Annotated in this window: 12 protein-coding genes; 8 read left to right on the top strand and 4 right to left on the bottom strand. The window is 71.0% G+C overall.

Annotated features, from left to right (window positions below; translation table 11 throughout):
- Positions 1 to 29 precede the first annotated feature (29 nt).
- Entirely contained in the window at positions 30 to 1,367 is a 1,338-nt protein-coding gene (locus AQJ84_RS03565; protein WP_030042074.1) for a 6-phospho-beta-glucosidase, read from the bottom strand.
- Positions 1,364 to 2,131, bottom strand: a complete 768-nt coding sequence (locus AQJ84_RS03560; protein WP_030042075.1) for a DeoR/GlpR family DNA-binding transcription regulator — start codon at positions 2,129 to 2,131, stop codon at positions 1,364 to 1,366. The genes AQJ84_RS03565 and AQJ84_RS03560 overlap by 4 nt, the downstream gene beginning before the upstream one ends.
- 127 nt (positions 2,132 to 2,258) lie before the next feature.
- Between AQJ84_RS03560 and AQJ84_RS03555 the strand changes: the two genes are divergently transcribed.
- Genes AQJ84_RS03555 through AQJ84_RS03520 form a run of 8 tightly spaced genes read left to right on the top strand, consistent with a single transcriptional unit; the run spans position 2,259 to position 13,826 of the window.
- A complete protein-coding gene (locus AQJ84_RS03555; protein WP_051870056.1) occupies positions 2,259 to 3,329 on the top strand; it encodes a carbohydrate kinase family protein in 1,071 nt (356 codons plus the stop codon).
- Between the two features lie 59 nt (positions 3,330 to 3,388).
- Positions 3,389 to 4,675 (top strand): extracellular solute-binding protein, encoded by a 1,287-nt coding sequence (locus tag AQJ84_RS03550; protein WP_030042077.1) that lies wholly within the window; start codon positions 3,389 to 3,391, stop codon positions 4,673 to 4,675.
- Positions 4,675 to 5,625, top strand: coding sequence for a carbohydrate ABC transporter permease (locus tag AQJ84_RS03545; protein ID WP_030042078.1), 951 nt, complete (start codon positions 4,675 to 4,677; stop codon positions 5,623 to 5,625). The genes AQJ84_RS03550 and AQJ84_RS03545 overlap by 1 nt, the downstream gene beginning before the upstream one ends.
- A 12-nt stretch (positions 5,626 to 5,637) precedes the next feature.
- Positions 5,638 to 6,477, top strand: a complete 840-nt coding sequence (locus tag AQJ84_RS03540) for a carbohydrate ABC transporter permease (RefSeq protein WP_030042079.1) — start codon at positions 5,638 to 5,640, stop codon at positions 6,475 to 6,477.
- Positions 6,474 to 9,407, top strand: a complete 2,934-nt coding sequence (locus tag AQJ84_RS03535; RefSeq protein WP_053193230.1) for a glycoside hydrolase family 2 TIM barrel-domain containing protein — start codon at positions 6,474 to 6,476, stop codon at positions 9,405 to 9,407. Before AQJ84_RS03540 ends, AQJ84_RS03535 begins: the two co-directional genes overlap by 4 nt.
- 53 nt (positions 9,408 to 9,460) lie before the next feature.
- Positions 9,461 to 11,293: a LamG-like jellyroll fold domain-containing protein gene (locus AQJ84_RS03530; RefSeq protein WP_053193227.1), complete on the top strand. Its 1,833-nt coding sequence runs from the start codon at positions 9,461 to 9,463 to the stop codon at positions 11,291 to 11,293.
- Between the two features lie 20 nt (positions 11,294 to 11,313).
- The gene (locus AQJ84_RS03525; RefSeq protein WP_053193224.1) at positions 11,314 to 12,984 is read left to right on the top strand and encodes a PHP domain-containing protein; all 1,671 of its coding nucleotides are present in this window, start codon (positions 11,314 to 11,316) and stop codon (positions 12,982 to 12,984) included.
- On the top strand, positions 12,984 to 13,826 hold the full coding sequence (locus AQJ84_RS03520) for a hypothetical protein (RefSeq protein ID WP_030042086.1): 843 nt from the start codon (positions 12,984 to 12,986) through the stop codon (positions 13,824 to 13,826). Before AQJ84_RS03525 ends, AQJ84_RS03520 begins: the two co-directional genes overlap by 1 nt.
- Before the next feature lie 45 nt (positions 13,827 to 13,871).
- On the opposite strand, the gene AQJ84_RS03515 is transcribed toward AQJ84_RS03520, so the two are convergent.
- Both AQJ84_RS03515 and AQJ84_RS03510 read right to left on the bottom strand, forming a co-directional pair.
- Positions 13,872 to 14,327, bottom strand: a complete 456-nt coding sequence (locus AQJ84_RS03515) for a MaoC family dehydratase (RefSeq protein WP_030042087.1) — start codon at positions 14,325 to 14,327, stop codon at positions 13,872 to 13,874.
- A gap of 28 nt (positions 14,328 to 14,355) precedes the next feature.
- Positions 14,356 to 15,861: an acyl-CoA synthetase gene (locus AQJ84_RS03510; protein ID WP_030042088.1), complete on the bottom strand. Its 1,506-nt coding sequence runs from the start codon at positions 15,859 to 15,861 to the stop codon at positions 14,356 to 14,358.

Here is a 15,861-nt window from a genome sequence, read left to right as displayed (position 1 = left end):
ATTCTCCAGGTCAGAGGTCGGGAAAGCGCTTACCCAAGGTACGCCAGGCCGGGATGGACGGCGGTGTAGCCCTCCACCAGCCGCCGGGCCACGTTGACCGAGTCGACCAGCGGATGCAGCGCGAACGCCTTCACGGCCGTCGTACGGGAGCCGGACTCGGCGGCGGCCAGCACCTCGCGCTCGACCGCCTTCACGGAGCAGACCAGGCCGGAGGCGTGGTCGGGCAGCGGGGCGACCGCGACGGGGTGGGCGCCGTTGGCGTCGACCAGACAGGGCACCTCGATGACGGCGTCCGTGTCGAGCACCGAGAGGGTGCCCTGGTTGCGGACGTTGAGGATCAGGGTGGTGCGTTCGTCGCGGGCGATGGCCCGCATCAGGGCGAGGGCCACCTTCTCGTAGCCGCCCGAGAGGTCGTCGGCGTCGCGCTCGCCGGCACCGGCACTCTCGCGGTTCTCGGACATGTAGGTGGCCTCGCGCTCGGCGCGGGTGCGGTCCCAGGTGGTCAGGGCGGCCGCGTCGGGGCGGCGCATCTCCTCGTAGAAGCGGGCCTGCTGCTCGGCGAGGAAGGCGCCGCGGGTCTTCTCGGCCTGCTGGTAGGCGCGGACGGCCTCGCGGTTGAAGTAGTAGTAGTGCAGGTACTCGTTGGGGATCGCGCCGAGGGACCGCAGCCAGTCGACGCCGAAGAGCTTGCCCTCCTCGAAGGAGCCGAGCAGGTCGGGGTCGGCGAGCAGGCGCGGCAGCTCGTCACGGCCGGCGACCCGCAGGCCGCGGACCCAGCCGAGGTGGTTGAGGCCGACGTAGTCGATCCAGGCCTCGCGCGGGTCGGCGCCGAGCACCCGGGCGATACGGCGGCCGAGGCCGACCGGCGAGTCGCAGATGCCGATGACGCGGTCGCCGAGGTGGCGGGACATGGCCTCGGTGACCAGGCCGGCCGGGTTGGTGAAGTTGATGACCCAGGCGTCGGGGGCGAGGCGGGCCACGCGTCGCGCGATGTCCACGGCGACGGGGACCGTGCGCAGACCGTAGGCGATGCCTCCGGCGCCGACCGTCTCCTGGCCCAGGACGCCCTCGGCGAGCGCCACCCGCTCGTCGTGGGCCCGCCCCTCCAGGCCGCCGACGCGGATCGCGGAGAAGACGAAGTCGGCTCCGCGCAGTGCCTCGTCGAGGTCGGTGGTGGCGGTGACCTCGGGCGCGCCCGGCACCGTGGCGGCCTGCTCGGCGAGCACGCGGGTCACGGCGGACAGCCGTCGCGCGTCCAGGTCGTGCAGGACGACCCGGGTGACGCGCCCCTCGGCGCGGTCCGTCAGGAGCGCCCCGTACACGAGCGGCACCCGGAACCCGCCGCCGCCCAGAATCGTCAGCTTCACGCTGTTCCCGCCTTTCCTGCCAGGACCACGTCGACACCGGCCTCCTCCAGGGAGGCCACCGTCGCCGCGTTCACCGGCGCGTTGGTCACCACCGCGTCCAGGTCCTCGGGACCGCAGACCTTCGCCATGCCGGTCCCGGGGAACTTCGCCGAGTCGGCGAGCAGGACGACCTTGTCACTGGCCTTGATCATGGCCCGTTTCACCGGGACCTCGACGACCGTCGTGTCCATCACCTGCCCACCCGGGCGCACTCCACTGGTGCCGAGGAAGAGCCAGTCGGCGTGCAGCTGCCGAAGGTTGTCCTCGGTGAGGAAGCCGACCAGGGAGCGGTACTCGCGGCGGACCATGCCGCCGAGCAGCACCAGTTCGATCCCCTCGTCGTCGGCCAGCTCCTCGTAGACGACCAGGTTGCTGGTGATCACGGTGAGGCGGCGGCCGTGCAGCTGCCGGGCGAGGCGGTAGGCGGTGGTGCCGATGTCGAGCAGCACCGACTGGCCGTCGGCGACCATGGCGGCGGCCCGCGCGGCTATGGCGTCCTTCTCCCCCACGCGCACCTCGGCGACCTCGGCGAAGGGCTGGTCGCCCTCCTCGGCCACCGCCCCGCCGTGCACCCGGGTGAGCAGCCCGTCCTCCTCGAGTTTGACCAGGTCACGCCTGACCGTGGCGGGACTCACGCCCAGCTGCTCGGAGAGATCGGTCACGGCCGCGGGGCCACCGGAGCGCAGGGCCCGCAGGATGAGTTGATGTCGTCGTTCTGCCAGCACGGCGTGAACACTACTCGTCATCTTCAATCATTTCCATGCTCGGTTCTGCTCGGGTATTGACCAATCTCGCGGATCGGCGCACGATTCCGGGCATCGATTTGAAGAGTTCTGACGAGAGGACCCATCCGTGGACGACGACCGGCCCGAGGTGCTGCTCACCGGGCTGCTCTTCTACGACCTCGTCCTCACGGGGCTGGGCGGGCCGCCGACGCCGGGCGAGGAGATCTGGACGGCCGGCATGGGCTGCGGCCCCGGCGGCATAGCCAACCTGGCCGTCGCCGCCTCCCGCTTCGGTCTGCGGACCTCCCTGGCCACGGTCTTCGGCGACGACTTCTACGGCGCGTACTGCCAGGAGGTCCTCGCCGGCCAGGAAGGCGTCGACCTCTCGCTCTCCCGCGTCGCGGACGGCTGGCACACCCCGGTCACCGTCGCGCTCGCACACGGTCACGACCGGGCCCTGGTCACCCACGGCCAGGAACCGCCGTACTCGCAGGACGCGCTGATGGGCGACCCGCCCGAGGCGCGTACGGCCCTCGTGCACCTCGAGGCCGAACCGCGCGCCTGGCTTGCCAAGGCCGCCGCCAACGGCACGCAGATCTACGCCGACGTCGGCTGGGACCCCACCCAGGAGTGGTCCACCGCCCTCCTGGACCAGCTCTCCCTGTGCCACGCCTTCCTTCCCAACGAGACCGAGGCGATGGCCTACACCCGCACCGACAGCGCGGTCGCGGCCCTCGGCACGCTCTCCGAGCTGGTGCCGGTGGCCGTGGTGACGCGCGGCGGCGACGGCGCGCTCGCGGTCGACCAGACCACCGGCGAGTACGCGGACGTCCCCGCCCTGGACGTCGACGTCCTGGACGCGACGGGTGCCGGTGACGTCTTCGGCGCGAGCTTCGTCGCGGCCTCGCTCGGCGGCTGGCCGCTGGAGGAACGGCTGCGGTTCGCCGTCCTGGCGGCCGGACTGTCCGTGGGGCATCACGGCGGCGCGCTGGCCGCCCCCGGCTGGTACGGCGTCGACCGCTGGTGGCGCTCACTGACGGACCCCGGCCTGAAGCGCGCGTACGGCTTCCTGGCGGAGCGGCTGCCGGAGGATCCCGGCGGGCCCGTCCGGTACGCCCCCGTGACCCCGCCCGCCCACCACGCGCCGGCCCCCCACCCGACACCGCCCGGCGGCACTGACCTCCCCCCGCACCCGTAAGACCCCCCGATTCGCCCCCTGTGCGAAGTCTCGAACAGATCCGAAAGGCGGTGGGAGCTGTGCGGCTCTCACGAAGAGGCCTGCTGCGCGCGGGCCTGGCCGGTACGGCCGCCACCGCGCTCGGCGGCCTGGCGTCCGGCTGTGCCGTTCCGACCGGCTCGACCGGCCGGAACATGGCCCTGTGGTACTGGAGCGGCGGTCTGAGCGACACCGTCGTCAAGAACGCCAAGGCCCGCTACGACGGCTCGGTGGACCTCCAGGCCATCCAGATCGGCGGCCAGTACCGCTCCAAGCTCATCACCACGATCACCGGCCGGGCCCACATCCCCGACATCGCGGGGCTCAAGGGCGAGGACATGGCCGCCTACCTGCCGAACGCGGACCAGTTCGTCGATCTGCGGACGCTGGGCGCGGAGAAGTACAGGAGCCGGTACCTGTCCTGGAAGTGGGACCAGGGCATCGCCGACGACGGCACGATGGTCGGCTTCCCGATCGACTGCGGGCCGGTCGCGCACTACTACCAGTACGAGATCTTCCGCCGGGCCGGACTGCCGTACGAGCCCGACGAGGTGTCGCAGGAGCTGAACACCTGGGAGAAGTTCTTCGACGCGGGCGTGCGGCTGGGCAAGCGCGTCCCGGAGGCCAAGCTGCTCACCGACGTCAACTCCGTCTTCGAGAACGTCGTGCAGCAGGGCGCGAAGCGGTACGTCGACCAGGACCGTCACTTCATCGGCGACCAGGAGCACGTGCGCCGCGCCTGGGCGCTGGCCGTGGAGGCCAAGCGGCGCGGGATCGTCTCGGACCTGGTCAGCGGCACCCCGGACCAGCAGTCGGCCATTCAGGACGGCAAGCTGCCGAGCCAGCTGAACGCCTCCTGGGCCAGCTTCGACATCAAGAACGGCGTGCCGAAGACCAAGGGCAGGTGGCGGGTGGCGCAGATGCCCGTACGGCCCGCCAACAACGGCGGCTCGTTCCTGTCGATCACCAAGGCGTGCCGGGAGCCGGAGCAGGCCTTCGAGATCATCACCTGGATCCTCAACGCGGCCAACCAGGCGCAGGGTTACGTCGACGCGGGCCTCTTCCCCTCCACGCCCGCCTCGTACGCCCTGAAGCAGATGCGGGAGCCCGACCCCTTCTTCGGGGGCCAGGTCACGACCGACGTCTTCGGGCCCGCCGCGCAGAAGATCGTGGTCGCCTACAACAGCCCGTTCGACGTCGCGCTCGGGCAACCCCTCAAGGACGAGATCAAGAACGTCGGCGTCCTCGGCAAGGACCCGCGGAAGGCCTGGAGTGACGCCATGAGCAAGTGCCGTCGCATCGCGAAGCACCTGGGGGTGAGCTACTGATGGCCGTCCTCGAACAGACCCCGCCCGCCGTGGCACAGCCCGCCACGGCCCGGCCCAGGACGGGCCTGCGCAAGTACTGGCACCTCTACGCCGCCATCTCCCCCTTCTACCTGATCTTCCTCGGCTTCGGCCTGTTCCCGGTGGGTTTCTCGCTCTACCTGTCCTTCCACCGCTGGGACGGCCTCGGCTCGATGGAGTGGGCCGGGCTCTCGCAGTACCAGTACCTGCTGAGCGACAGCGACTTCTGGAACTCGATCGGCAACACGATCATCATCTGGGCGCTGGCCACCTTCCCCATGATCTTCCTGGCGATGATCACGGCCGTGATGCTCAACTCCGCGGTCCGGTTCAAGAGCCTGTACCGCGTCGCGTACTTCCTGCCCAACGTCACCTCGGTGGTCGCGATCGCGATCGTCTTCGGTTCGATCTTCTCCACCAACGCCGGCATGGTGAACGCCGTCCTGCAGGCCGTGGGCATCGACCAGGTGGCGTGGCTGAACACGCCCTGGGGCATCAAGGTCACCATCGCGGCGCTGATGACCTGGCAGTGGACCGGCTACAACGCGATCATCTTCCTCGCCGGGCTCCAGACCATCCCGGGCGACCTGTACGAGGCGGCGCGCATGGACGGCGCCGGTCCCGTCCAGACCTTCTTCCGGATCACGCTGCCGCTGCTGCGGCCCACGCTGCTGTTCGTGCTCGTCGTCTCGACGGTGACGGGCCTGCAGAGCTTCTCCGAGCCGCAGGTCCTGCTCCAGACCTCGTCCAACGACTCGACGTTCGCGGGCGGTCCGGGCCACTCGGGCCAGACGATGGTCCTCTACTTCTTCCAGCAGACCTTCGACAACAACGACTTCGGGTACGGAGCCGCGGTGGCGTGGGGCATCTTCCTCGTCGTCGTCCTCTTCTCGATCATCAACTGGCGCCTCGTGCAGCGCCGGGGCGACTAGGAAGGGCGCACCATGGCATCCATCAAGGGGTCCCGCCGCAGAGGGATCGCGCTGCACCTCCCGCTGGTCATCGGCACCCTGGTCTCGGCCTTCCCGTTCTACTGGGCCGTGATCATGTCGACGCACAGCTCGTCGGAGATCTTCTCGTACCCGCCGAAGCTGCTGCCGGGCACGCACTTCCTGGAGAACGTCCGCAACCTCTTCGACGCCGTCGACTTCTTCGGGTCGATGTGGAACTCGCTGCTGGTCGCGGTGTCGGTGACCTTCCTGGTCCTGCTCTTCGACTCACTGGCGGCCTTCGTCTTCGCCAAGTTCGACTTCCCCGGCAAGGGGATGCTGTTCGGGCTGCTCATGGTCATCTTCATGGTGCCGGCGCAGTTGTCGGTCATCCCGCAGTTCGTCCTCATGGCGAAGATCGGCTGGATCGGTTCGATGACCGCGCTGATCGTGCCCGCCGCGGCCAACGCCTTCGGCATCTTCTGGATGCGCCAGTACATGAAGACGGCCATCCACGACGAGCTGCTCGACGCCTCCAGACTCGACGGCGCGAACTTCCTGCGCCAGTACTGGCACGTGGCGCTGCCGGTGGTCCGCCCCGGCCTCGCCTTCCTCGGCATCTTCACCTTCATGGGCCAGTGGAACGACTTCGCCTGGCCCCTGATCGCCCTCACCAACCCCGGCAACGTGACCCTGCAGGTCGCGCTGTCCCAGCTCAACGGCACCCACGGCACCACCGACTACGGCATCGTGATGACCGGCGCCCTGCTCGCCCTCGTCCCGCTGCTGATCGTGTTCGCGGTCGGCGCCAAGCAGATCATCGGGGACCTCGCGAAGGGAGCCGTCCGCGGATGACGAGCGATCCACTGCTCGCCCTGCGTCCCTGGGAGGCACCCGAGGTGACCTCCTGGGGGCGGCTGCCCATGAACGCCGTCGACCGGCGCTCCGGGGCGCTTCCCCTGGACGGGGACTGGCGCTTCCAGCTGCTGCCGGCGCCGGACGCGCCGGTGTCCGACGTCTGGACCTCCTCGTACGTCCCCGGCGTCTGGACCATGCAGGGCACGGACGACCTTCCGCAGTACACCAACGTCCGTATGCCGTTCGCGGAGTACCCGCCCCACTCGCCCGCCGCCAACCCGACGGGCGTCTACGAACGAGCGGTGGACGTGCCCGCCGACTGGGCGGGACGGCGGATCGTGCTCCAGGTCGGGGCCGCCGAGAGCGTGCTGCTGGTGCACGTGGACGGGCGGCCGGCCGGCGTCTCCAAGGACTCCCACCTGGCCGCCGAGTTCGACCTGACGGGGCTGGTGCGCGCCGGCGAGCGGGCCCTCGTACGGCTGACGGTCGTGAAGTGGTCGGACGCCTCGCACATCGAGGACCAGGACCAGTGGTGGCACGGCGGTGTCACCCGCTCCGTGCTGCTGTACGCGACGGATCCGCTGCACCTCGCCGACGTCACCGTCCGGGCGGGGCGGTACGGAGACCTGCGGGTGGACTGCCGGGTGCGGGACGCGGGCGGCACGCTGCCCGCGGGCTGGTACGTCAGCGGTGAGCTGGACGGCCACCTCCTGACCCAGGACACGGAGTTCGACCGGGCCAACGCCGACGACGACCGCGTGTCCGACTTCCTCGGCGAGGCACGGCTGCTGACCGACGTGCCGGACGTGCGCACCTGGAACGCCGAGACGCCCGAGCTGTACGACCTGACCGTGCGGCTGCACCGCGCCGACGGCGGCGTCGCCGACGCCTCGCGTCACCGCGTCGGCTTCCGTGACGTCGAGATCGTCGAGCGGGACCTGCTGGTGAACGGCGAGCGGGTGTTCGTCCGGGGCGTCAACCGGCACGACTTCCATCCGCTGACCGGGCGCACGGTGTCGCCCGGCGACCTGCGCGCCGACCTGGTCCTGCTCAAGCGCTTCGGGTTCAACGCGATCCGCACCGCCCACTACCCGGGCGACCCGGCGCTGTACGACCTCGCCGACGAGCTCGGTCTCTACGTCGTGGACGAGGCGGACATCGAGTCCCACGACCACGCCCACGAGATCGCCGACGACCCGCGCTATCTGAACGCCTTCGTGGACCGGGTCTCCCGGATGGTGCTCCGGGACAAGAACCACCCCTCGGTCATCGTCTGGTCGCTGGGCAACGAGTCCGACTACGGCGCGAACCACGACGCCGCCGCGGGCTGGGTACGGCGGCACGACCCGACGCGGCCGATCCAGTACGAGGGCGCGGCCAAGCGCGGCTGGGCGGACCCACACCTCGCCTCCGACATCGCCTGCCCGATGTACGCGCCGCTGGAGGACTGCGTCGCGCACGCGCTGTCCGGCGAGCAGACCAAGCCGCTCATCCAGTGCGAGTACTCCCACGCGATGGGCAACAGCAACGGCACGCTCGCCGACCACTGGGCCGCCATCGAGTCCACCCCGGGTCTTCAGGGCGGCTTCATCTGGGAGTTCTGGGACCACGGAATCCTTCAGCGGGTGAGCGATGGCAGACCGGCCGGGCGCGCGGGCGCCGGGCTCCATGACAACGGTGTCGCCGCGCCCGGCCACCGCTGGGCGTACGGCGGCGACTTCGGCGAGACGATCCACGACGGCGCGTTCATCGCCGACGGAGTCGTCTTCCCTGACCGGACACCCAAGCCCGTGATGTACGAGCACCGGGAGATCGCGGCGCCGGTGCGCCTGGAGTGCTTCCGGCACGAGGGCGTGGTCATCGGCAACCACCAGCACTTCCGCGGCCTGGACTGGCTGGCCGGCGAGTGGGAGCTGTCCCTGGCGGACGGCGGCGTGCTGACCGCGCCCGCAAAGCTGCCCGATCTGCGCCCCGGCGAGACCACGGCGGTGCCGCTGCCGTTCGAGCTGCCCCGAGGCGGCGGCGAGGCGTGGCTGACGCTGCGCGTGACGACCGCCGACGACGAGCCCTGGGCGCCCCGCGGGACGGTGGTGTGTCTGCCGCAGGTGCGGTTGCGGGCGGCCGCGGCCGCACCCGGCCACTCTGCCCGTGCGGCACGCGGCCGCCCGGTCGAGGTCGACGCGGAGGGGCTGCTGGTCCACCCCCTGCTCACCTCCGCGCCGGTCCTCTCCCTGTGGCGGGCCCCCACCGACAACGACGAACTGGGCGGGGCGGCGCTGCGCTGGCGGACCTGGGGGCTGGACACCCTGGTGCGCAAGGTGGTCGACGTCCGGCAGGCGGCCGGCCGGGTCACCGTGCACGCCGAGTACGCGGCCGAGGCGGGCGTCGTCCGCCATGCGCAGGTGTTCACGCCGGTCGAGGGCGGCATCCACGTCGAGGAGCGCGCCGAACTCCCCGACGCCCTCACCGATGTGGCACGGGTCGGGTCGGTGTTCGAGACGGTGGCGGGCCTGGACCTGATGGAGTGGTACGGGCAGGGCCCCTGGGAGTCCTATCCGGACCGGAGCTTCGGCGCGCCCGTCGGTCACCACCGCGTGGCCGTGGCGGAGCTGTTCACCCCGTACCTGCGACCGCAGGAGAGCGGCGGCCGGCACGGCGTCCGGCACTTCACGCTGTCCGCGCCGGACGCCACCGGCCTCGCGGTCGTACTGGACGAACCCCGGCAGGTCTCCGTCACCCGCCACCGCGCCGACGACCTGACCGCCGTCACCCACCACGACCAGCTCGTCCCCCGGGCGGGCTGCGTGGTCCATCTCGACGCGGCCCACCGCGGCCTGGGCACCGCCTCGTGCGGACCCGACACCTCACCGTCGTATCTCGTCACCCCGGGCGTCCACCGCTGGAGCTGGACGCTGCGCGCCCTCTGAACTCCCCGCCTCTCCCCCTACTCAGCACCAGCTGTCACCTTTACGGAGCACCCGTGTGTACTTCGCATGAGCACGATCAGGCCGAGGCCGCGCAGGCCGGGGCCGGACGACGCGGTTTCCTGCGGGCGACGGCGCTGCTGGGCGCCGCCGCCACGGCCGGCCTCGCCCTGCCGGCCGTCGCCGAAGCGCTGCCGGCCGGGGCGGCCGCATGGCGGCCCGACCCGGACAGCCGCCGGTTCACGCTCGCCGTGATGCCCGACACGCAGTACCTCTTCGACGGGCCGAGCATCGACAAGGCGCCGGTCGAGGCCTCCCTGCGCTACCTGCTCGAGCACGGCAGGCAGGAGAACATCGTCTTCCTGTCGCACCTCGGCGACCTCACGCAGAACGGCGCCGAGGCCGAGTTCACCGCGATCGGGGAGGCGTTCGGCCTCCTCGACCGAAGGGGCGTCGGCTACAGCGTCCTGGCCGGCAACCACGACGTGAGGTCGTCGACGGACGACCAGCGCGGTGCGACGCCCTACCTGGACACCTTCGGCCCCGACCGGTTCAGGGGGAAGTCGACCTTCGGCGGAGCCTCCCCCGACGGCTACCACACCTACCATCTCTTCCGGGCCGCCGGACGGGAGTGGATGGTGCTCGCGCTGGACTGGCGGCTGTCGGCGAAGGGGTACGCGTGGGCGAAGGACGTCCTGGCGCGACACCCGAAGACCCCGGTCGTCCTCACCACGCACGAGCTGGTCGTCGAGGACGACGGCCTGTCCGCGTACGGGCAGCAGCTGTGGGACCAACTGGTCGACGGCCACGACCAGATCTTCCTCACCCTGAACGGGCACTACTGGCCGGCGGCGCGGGCGACGCGCAGGAACGCGGCGGGACACGACGTCCACCTGCATCTGACGAACTACCAGAACCGCTACTTCGGCGGCGCGGCCATGATCCGCCTCTACCGCTTCGACCTCGACCGCAACACCATCGACGTGGAGACGGTCTCCCCGTGGATCCTGGGCCGGGCGGCCAAGGGCCTCAACGAGCTGGAGCGGCAGGAGATCGAGCTCAGCGGTGACGCCGACCGGTTCTCCGTGGACATCGACTTCGCCGAGCGCTTCGCCGGTTTCGACCCGGTGCCGGCGCGCGCCGCACGCCCGGTGTCGGAGATGCTGGTCGCGGGCACGGTCGCGTACTGGCGTTTCGAGAAGCCCGTCTCCGGCAGCGTCCGTGACCTGTCCGGCCGGGGCAACGACCTCGCCGTGGTGACGGTGGGCGGCGGCTCGCTCGGCTGGTCCTCGGACCACCACCCCGACCAGCCCAGCCACGGCAGCCTGGAGTTCCGCGGCTTCAAGTCGCCCCTCAAGGGCGCGTACCTGCGTACGGTCGACGGCGCGCCCCTCAACTCGGCGACATTCAGGTCCGGTTACACCATCGAGGCGTTCTACCGTCTCCCGGCCGACTGGGACCCGTCCCACCACGCGTGGTCGGGGCTGGTCAGCCGGACCGGCACGGGCGGGGCCGCCGGGAAGACCGGCGACGATCCCGACGAGCCGCTCGCCACGCTCTCCCTGTCGAACGACCGGGAGCCCCAGTGGGCCATGCGCCCGCTGAACCAGGAGGGCATCGCCACCAACTGGGGGCAGGAGACCCCGCTGGAGACGTGGTGGCACCTCGCCGTCGTCAACGACGGCAGACGGACCACGCTGTACGTCCAGGGCTGCCCGGTCGTCCGCAACCCGAAGGCCTCGGCCGTCGGAATCACCTCGGTCGGGCTGCCGTGGCTGCTGGGCGGCTACGCGTACGGCGGAGAGATCGACCAGATCCTGTACGGCCGCCTCGGTGACGTCCGGATCGTCGCACGGGCGCTGCCCGTCACCTCGTTCATGACCCACTGACCTCCCACTTCAGGATCGCCATGTCTGAGCAGCAGTTGCCCGTATGGGCCGACCCGTCCGTCTCCGCCGCGGACCTCGACACGCAGGGGGTCTCCCGGCGCGGACTCCTGCGCGGCGCGGGCCTGTTCGGCGCCGCGTTCGCCCTCGGCTCGACGGCCGTGCCCGCGGCGGCCGCGTCCGGGCGGGGCCTCGGGGGCGACGACCCGCACCTGGCCTACCTCGTCGGCGACCACCACGTCCACAGCGTCTACAGTCACGACGCCAAGTACACGTTCTCCCAGCTCGCCGCCGCCGGAGCGCGGTACGGCCTCGACTGGATGGTGTTCACCGAGCACTCCAACTTCGGACACGCCGAGTACGGCGCCCGTCTGGAGCACCAGGAGATCCTCAGGGCGCGCGCCGACAACCCCCGCCAGCTGATCTTCCAGGGCCTGGAGTGGTACATCCCGGCCGCCGAGCACTGCACGGTCTTCTCTCCGCCCGGCCCGCACGAGGTGGACCTGCTCACCCGCTTCGAGAGCGCCTACGACGGCAAGCTCCTCGGCTACGACAAGGGTGGTGCCGCCGACGCCGACACCGCCCGCAACGAGGCCCACGCCGTCAAGGCCCTCCGGTGGCTGGCCGAGCAGCGCCGCACCGGCTACGTCGACGACGTACTGGTCCTCGCCAACCACCCGATGCGGCTGGGCATCGACTCCCCGCACGAGATGCGCGACTGGCGGGACGCGGCCCCCGAGATCATGATCGGCATGGAGGGCGCGCCGGGCGCCCAGGGCGCGGCCATCCCCGGCTGGCGGGGCACCACCTCGATCCGCGGCGAGTACGAGAACAAGCCGTCGGCGCAGTCATGGTCCGGCTATCCGACGGACGCCTACGTGACGTACGGCGGTTTCGACTGGGCGACCGCGACCGTGGGCGGGCTGTGGGACGCGCTGCTCGCCGAGGGCAGGCTGTTCTCCGTCACCACCAACTCCGACGCGCACCGCGTCGTCTTCGACACCTGGAAGAACGGCGACTGGCCGGACGGGCGGAACTTCGACAACACCGGCAGGCTGCCCGACCCGGTGAACACCGACAGCCCGCAGCCCGGCAGCGACTTCTGGCCCGGCCAGTTCAGCCGCACCCACGTCGGCGTCACCCGCTACGGCTACCGCTCGGTGATGGCGGGCCTGCGCGCGGGCCGGGTCTGGCTCGACCACGGGCATCTGCTGGACGGGCTGGAGGTGCGGCTGAAGCGCGCCCACGACCACGGCCGGGGCGTCACGCTCGGCGGCCGGCTGCGGGTCCGCAAGGGCGAGAAGCTCATCCTGGACATCACCGTGACCACCGCCTCCCGCCCCAACCCGCGGGGAGTCCTGCCGGAGTTGGCGCACGTCGACGTGATCCGGGGCGCGGTGCGCGGCCCGGTGACGGACCGGGACGACTGGAAGGCGCCCGACACCAAGGTCGTCAGGACGCGGGACGTGGCCGGCCGCAAGGGGACGTACACCCTTCGTGTCCCGCTGACCGCCGGGGACGAGTCCTGCTACGTCCGGCTGCGCGGCAGCGACGGCAGGCGCAACGGCACGGGCTACCTGGGCGCGTCCGTCGACCCGCACGGGCCGATTCCCCACGCGCCCGGAGACGGTGACCCGTGGGCCGATACGTGGTTCTATTCCAACCCCATCTTCGTCGACGTGGCAGGTGCCTGATGAAGCGTCATCTCACAGCTGTGACAGCGTTATTGGGTGCCTTCGCGCTCGGCGCGGGCACCGCCTCCGCGGCCGGTGACCCCCACTGGGCGCAGACCGGCACGGCCTACACCGACACGCTCGGCGGCGGCCAGGGACTGGCCAGCCGCGCGGACGGCTCCCTGCTGTACCGCGGACTGGCCTCCATACCGCTGGCTCTGCGCGTCAAGGGCTGGAACCACATCGGTGACCCGGACATCGCGCGCGGCCACGTCTTCGACGCCTACCAGGGACCGGACACGGCCACCTCGAAGATGTTCGCCGTGACCACTCCGGCCGGCAGGCGCCTCGAGTACGTCCACCGGCTCAACCCGGGCGAGAAGCTGAACAACTCCTTCGCCACCGTCTCGCCCGACGGGCAGTGGCTGGTGTCGGGCGAGTGGGGCGAGCAGTCCAGACTCCAGGTCTTCCCCGCCCCCCTGCTCAACCCGGCCACTCCCCCGGCGGGAGGCGACCTGCCGGAGGCCTGGCAGATCACCCTGGACAAGAAGGTCCGTGACGTCCAGGGCTGCGACTTCGTCAGCGACACCCGGCTGCTGTGCGCCTCGAACGACGCCACCGGCGCCCTGTTCCCCGAGATCCGGCCGCTCCTCCAGGTCGACCTGCCCCACAAGCTGGACGGGCAGCCGGTCACCGGCTCGGTGAAGAGCCTGTTCGCGCTGCCGCAGCGCAGCGTGTGCACCGGCACGTTCGAGTCGGAGGGCGTCGACTACGACGCGAACAACGCCACCCTGCGGGTGGAGATGATCCCGCCGGGGGTCTGTGCGGTGTCGACGGCCGTGTACGCGTACCGCCAGGAGTAGTCGACGGGATCCCGCCCAGAACACCCGCCACGGGCGGCGGAAGGGCTACGCGTAGAACCGCGACAGGCTCTGCAGGACCGCGGCCGGCTTCGCACCGCCCTCGATCTCGATCGTCCCGTCGACGGCGATCTGCACCCCGCCGGGCACGTCCTCGACCTCGGCCAGCCTGCCCACCAGCCGGATGCGCGACCCCACCTTGACCGGGGAGGGGAACCGCACCTTGTTCAGGCCGTAGTTGACCTTCGTGGTGACGCCCTGGACGTCCAGCAGTTCGGTGAACAGCGGGATGAAGAGGGAGAGGGTGAGGTAGCCGTGCGCGATGGGGGCGCCGAAGGGGCCGGCCGCGGCCTTCTCGGGGTCGACGTGGATCCACTGGTGGTCGCCGGTCGCGTCGGCGAAGGTGTCGATGCGCTCCTGCGTCACCTCGATCCACTCGCTGGTGCCGAGGTCGCTGCCGGCGAGCTTCTTCAGTTCGTCGAGCCCGTTGGCGGTGATGCCCATGTGGTTTTCCTTAAGTAGGGGTTGAGCGTCAGGAGTTGGTGCCGAAGCGCTTGCGCACCCGGGACTTGAGGAGCTTCCCGGAGGCGGTGCGCGGGAGTTCGTCGGCGATGACGACCGACTTCGGGATCTTGTACTTGGCGAGCCGGCCGGCCAGCGAGGCCAGTACCTCGTCGGGGTCGGGCGAGGTGCCCGCGCGGGGCACGACGACCGCGCGCGGCACCTCGCCCCACTTGTCGTCGGGCACGCCGATGACCGCGCACTCGACGATGTCCGGGTGGGCGAGCAGCAGGTCCTCGATCTCGGCGGGGTAGATGTTCTCGCCACCGGAGATGATCATGTCCTTGATGCGGTCGACGATGAAGACGTAGCCGTCCTCGTCGACGCGGGCGGCGTCCCCGCTGCGGAACCAGCCGTCCGCGAAGGAGGCGGCCGTCTCCTCCGGCAGACCCCAGTAGCCGGGCATGACGTGCGGCCCGCGGACCACGACCTCGCCGGTCTCGTCGGTGTCGACCGGCACCAGGTCCGGCCGCACCACCCGCACGTCGCTGAAGAAGTGCGGCACCCCGGCCGAACCTCCCTTGCTCACCGCGTGTTCGGCGTCCAGGAAGAGCGTCCCTGGGGCCGCCTCCGTCATGCCGTAGCCCTGGAGGAAGGTCAGGCCCCGCTCCTGGTACGCCGCGATCAGCGGTGTCGACACCGGGGAGCCGCCACAGGTGAGGATCCGCAGGGACGACAGGTCGGCGTCCGGCCAGCGCGGGTGCCGGGCCACCTGCTCGAACATCGTCGGCACCCCGAACATGAAGGTGATGCGGTGCCGTTCGACCAGGTCGAAGGTGGCCTGAGGGTCGAAGGCCTCGACCAGGACACAGGTGCCGCCCTTGAGGAGAACCGGCAGGGTGAGCATGTTCAGGCCGGCCGTGTGGAACAACGGGGCGGACACCAGGGCGCGTTCGTCGGCGATCAGGTCGGTGTCGACCAGGACGTTGATCGCGTTCCAGGTCAGGTTGCCGTGGGTGAGCATCGCGCCCTTGGGGCGGCCGGTCGTGCCCGAGGTGTACATGATGATGCAGGTGTCGTCCGGGGTGACCGGCTCGTCGATCGGCTCGTCCTCGGCGGCGGCGAGCGCCTCCTCGTACTCGGCGCCGACCTCGACGTACGCCCGCACGTCCGTGGTGCCCGGCAGCCCGGCGACCAGGCCCTGGAAGGCGGGGCCGTAGACGAGCGCCCGCGCGCCGGAGTCGGCCAGCTGGTAGGCGATCTCCGGGCCGGCGAGGCGGGTGTTGAGAGGGACGAAGACCGCACCGAGGGTGCCCGCCGCGAACAGGGTCTCCAGATAGGAGGGGTGGTTGGGGCCGAGATAGGCGACCCGGTCGCCGCGCCGGACACCCCGGGCGCGCAGGGCGTGGGCGAGGCGGGTCGTGCGGGCGTACAGGCTGCGGTAGTCCGTCACCGTGTCGCCGTGGATCAGGGCGGTGCGGTGCGGGGTCTTGCGGGCCCGGCGTGCGGGCCACGACCCCAGTCCCTCGTTGCGCAT

The organism is Streptomyces resistomycificus (assembly GCF_001514265.1).
Taxonomy (GTDB): Bacteria; Actinomycetota; Actinomycetes; order Streptomycetales; family Streptomycetaceae; genus Streptomyces; species Streptomyces resistomycificus.
This window is presented reverse-complemented; position numbering and strand designations above follow the sequence as displayed.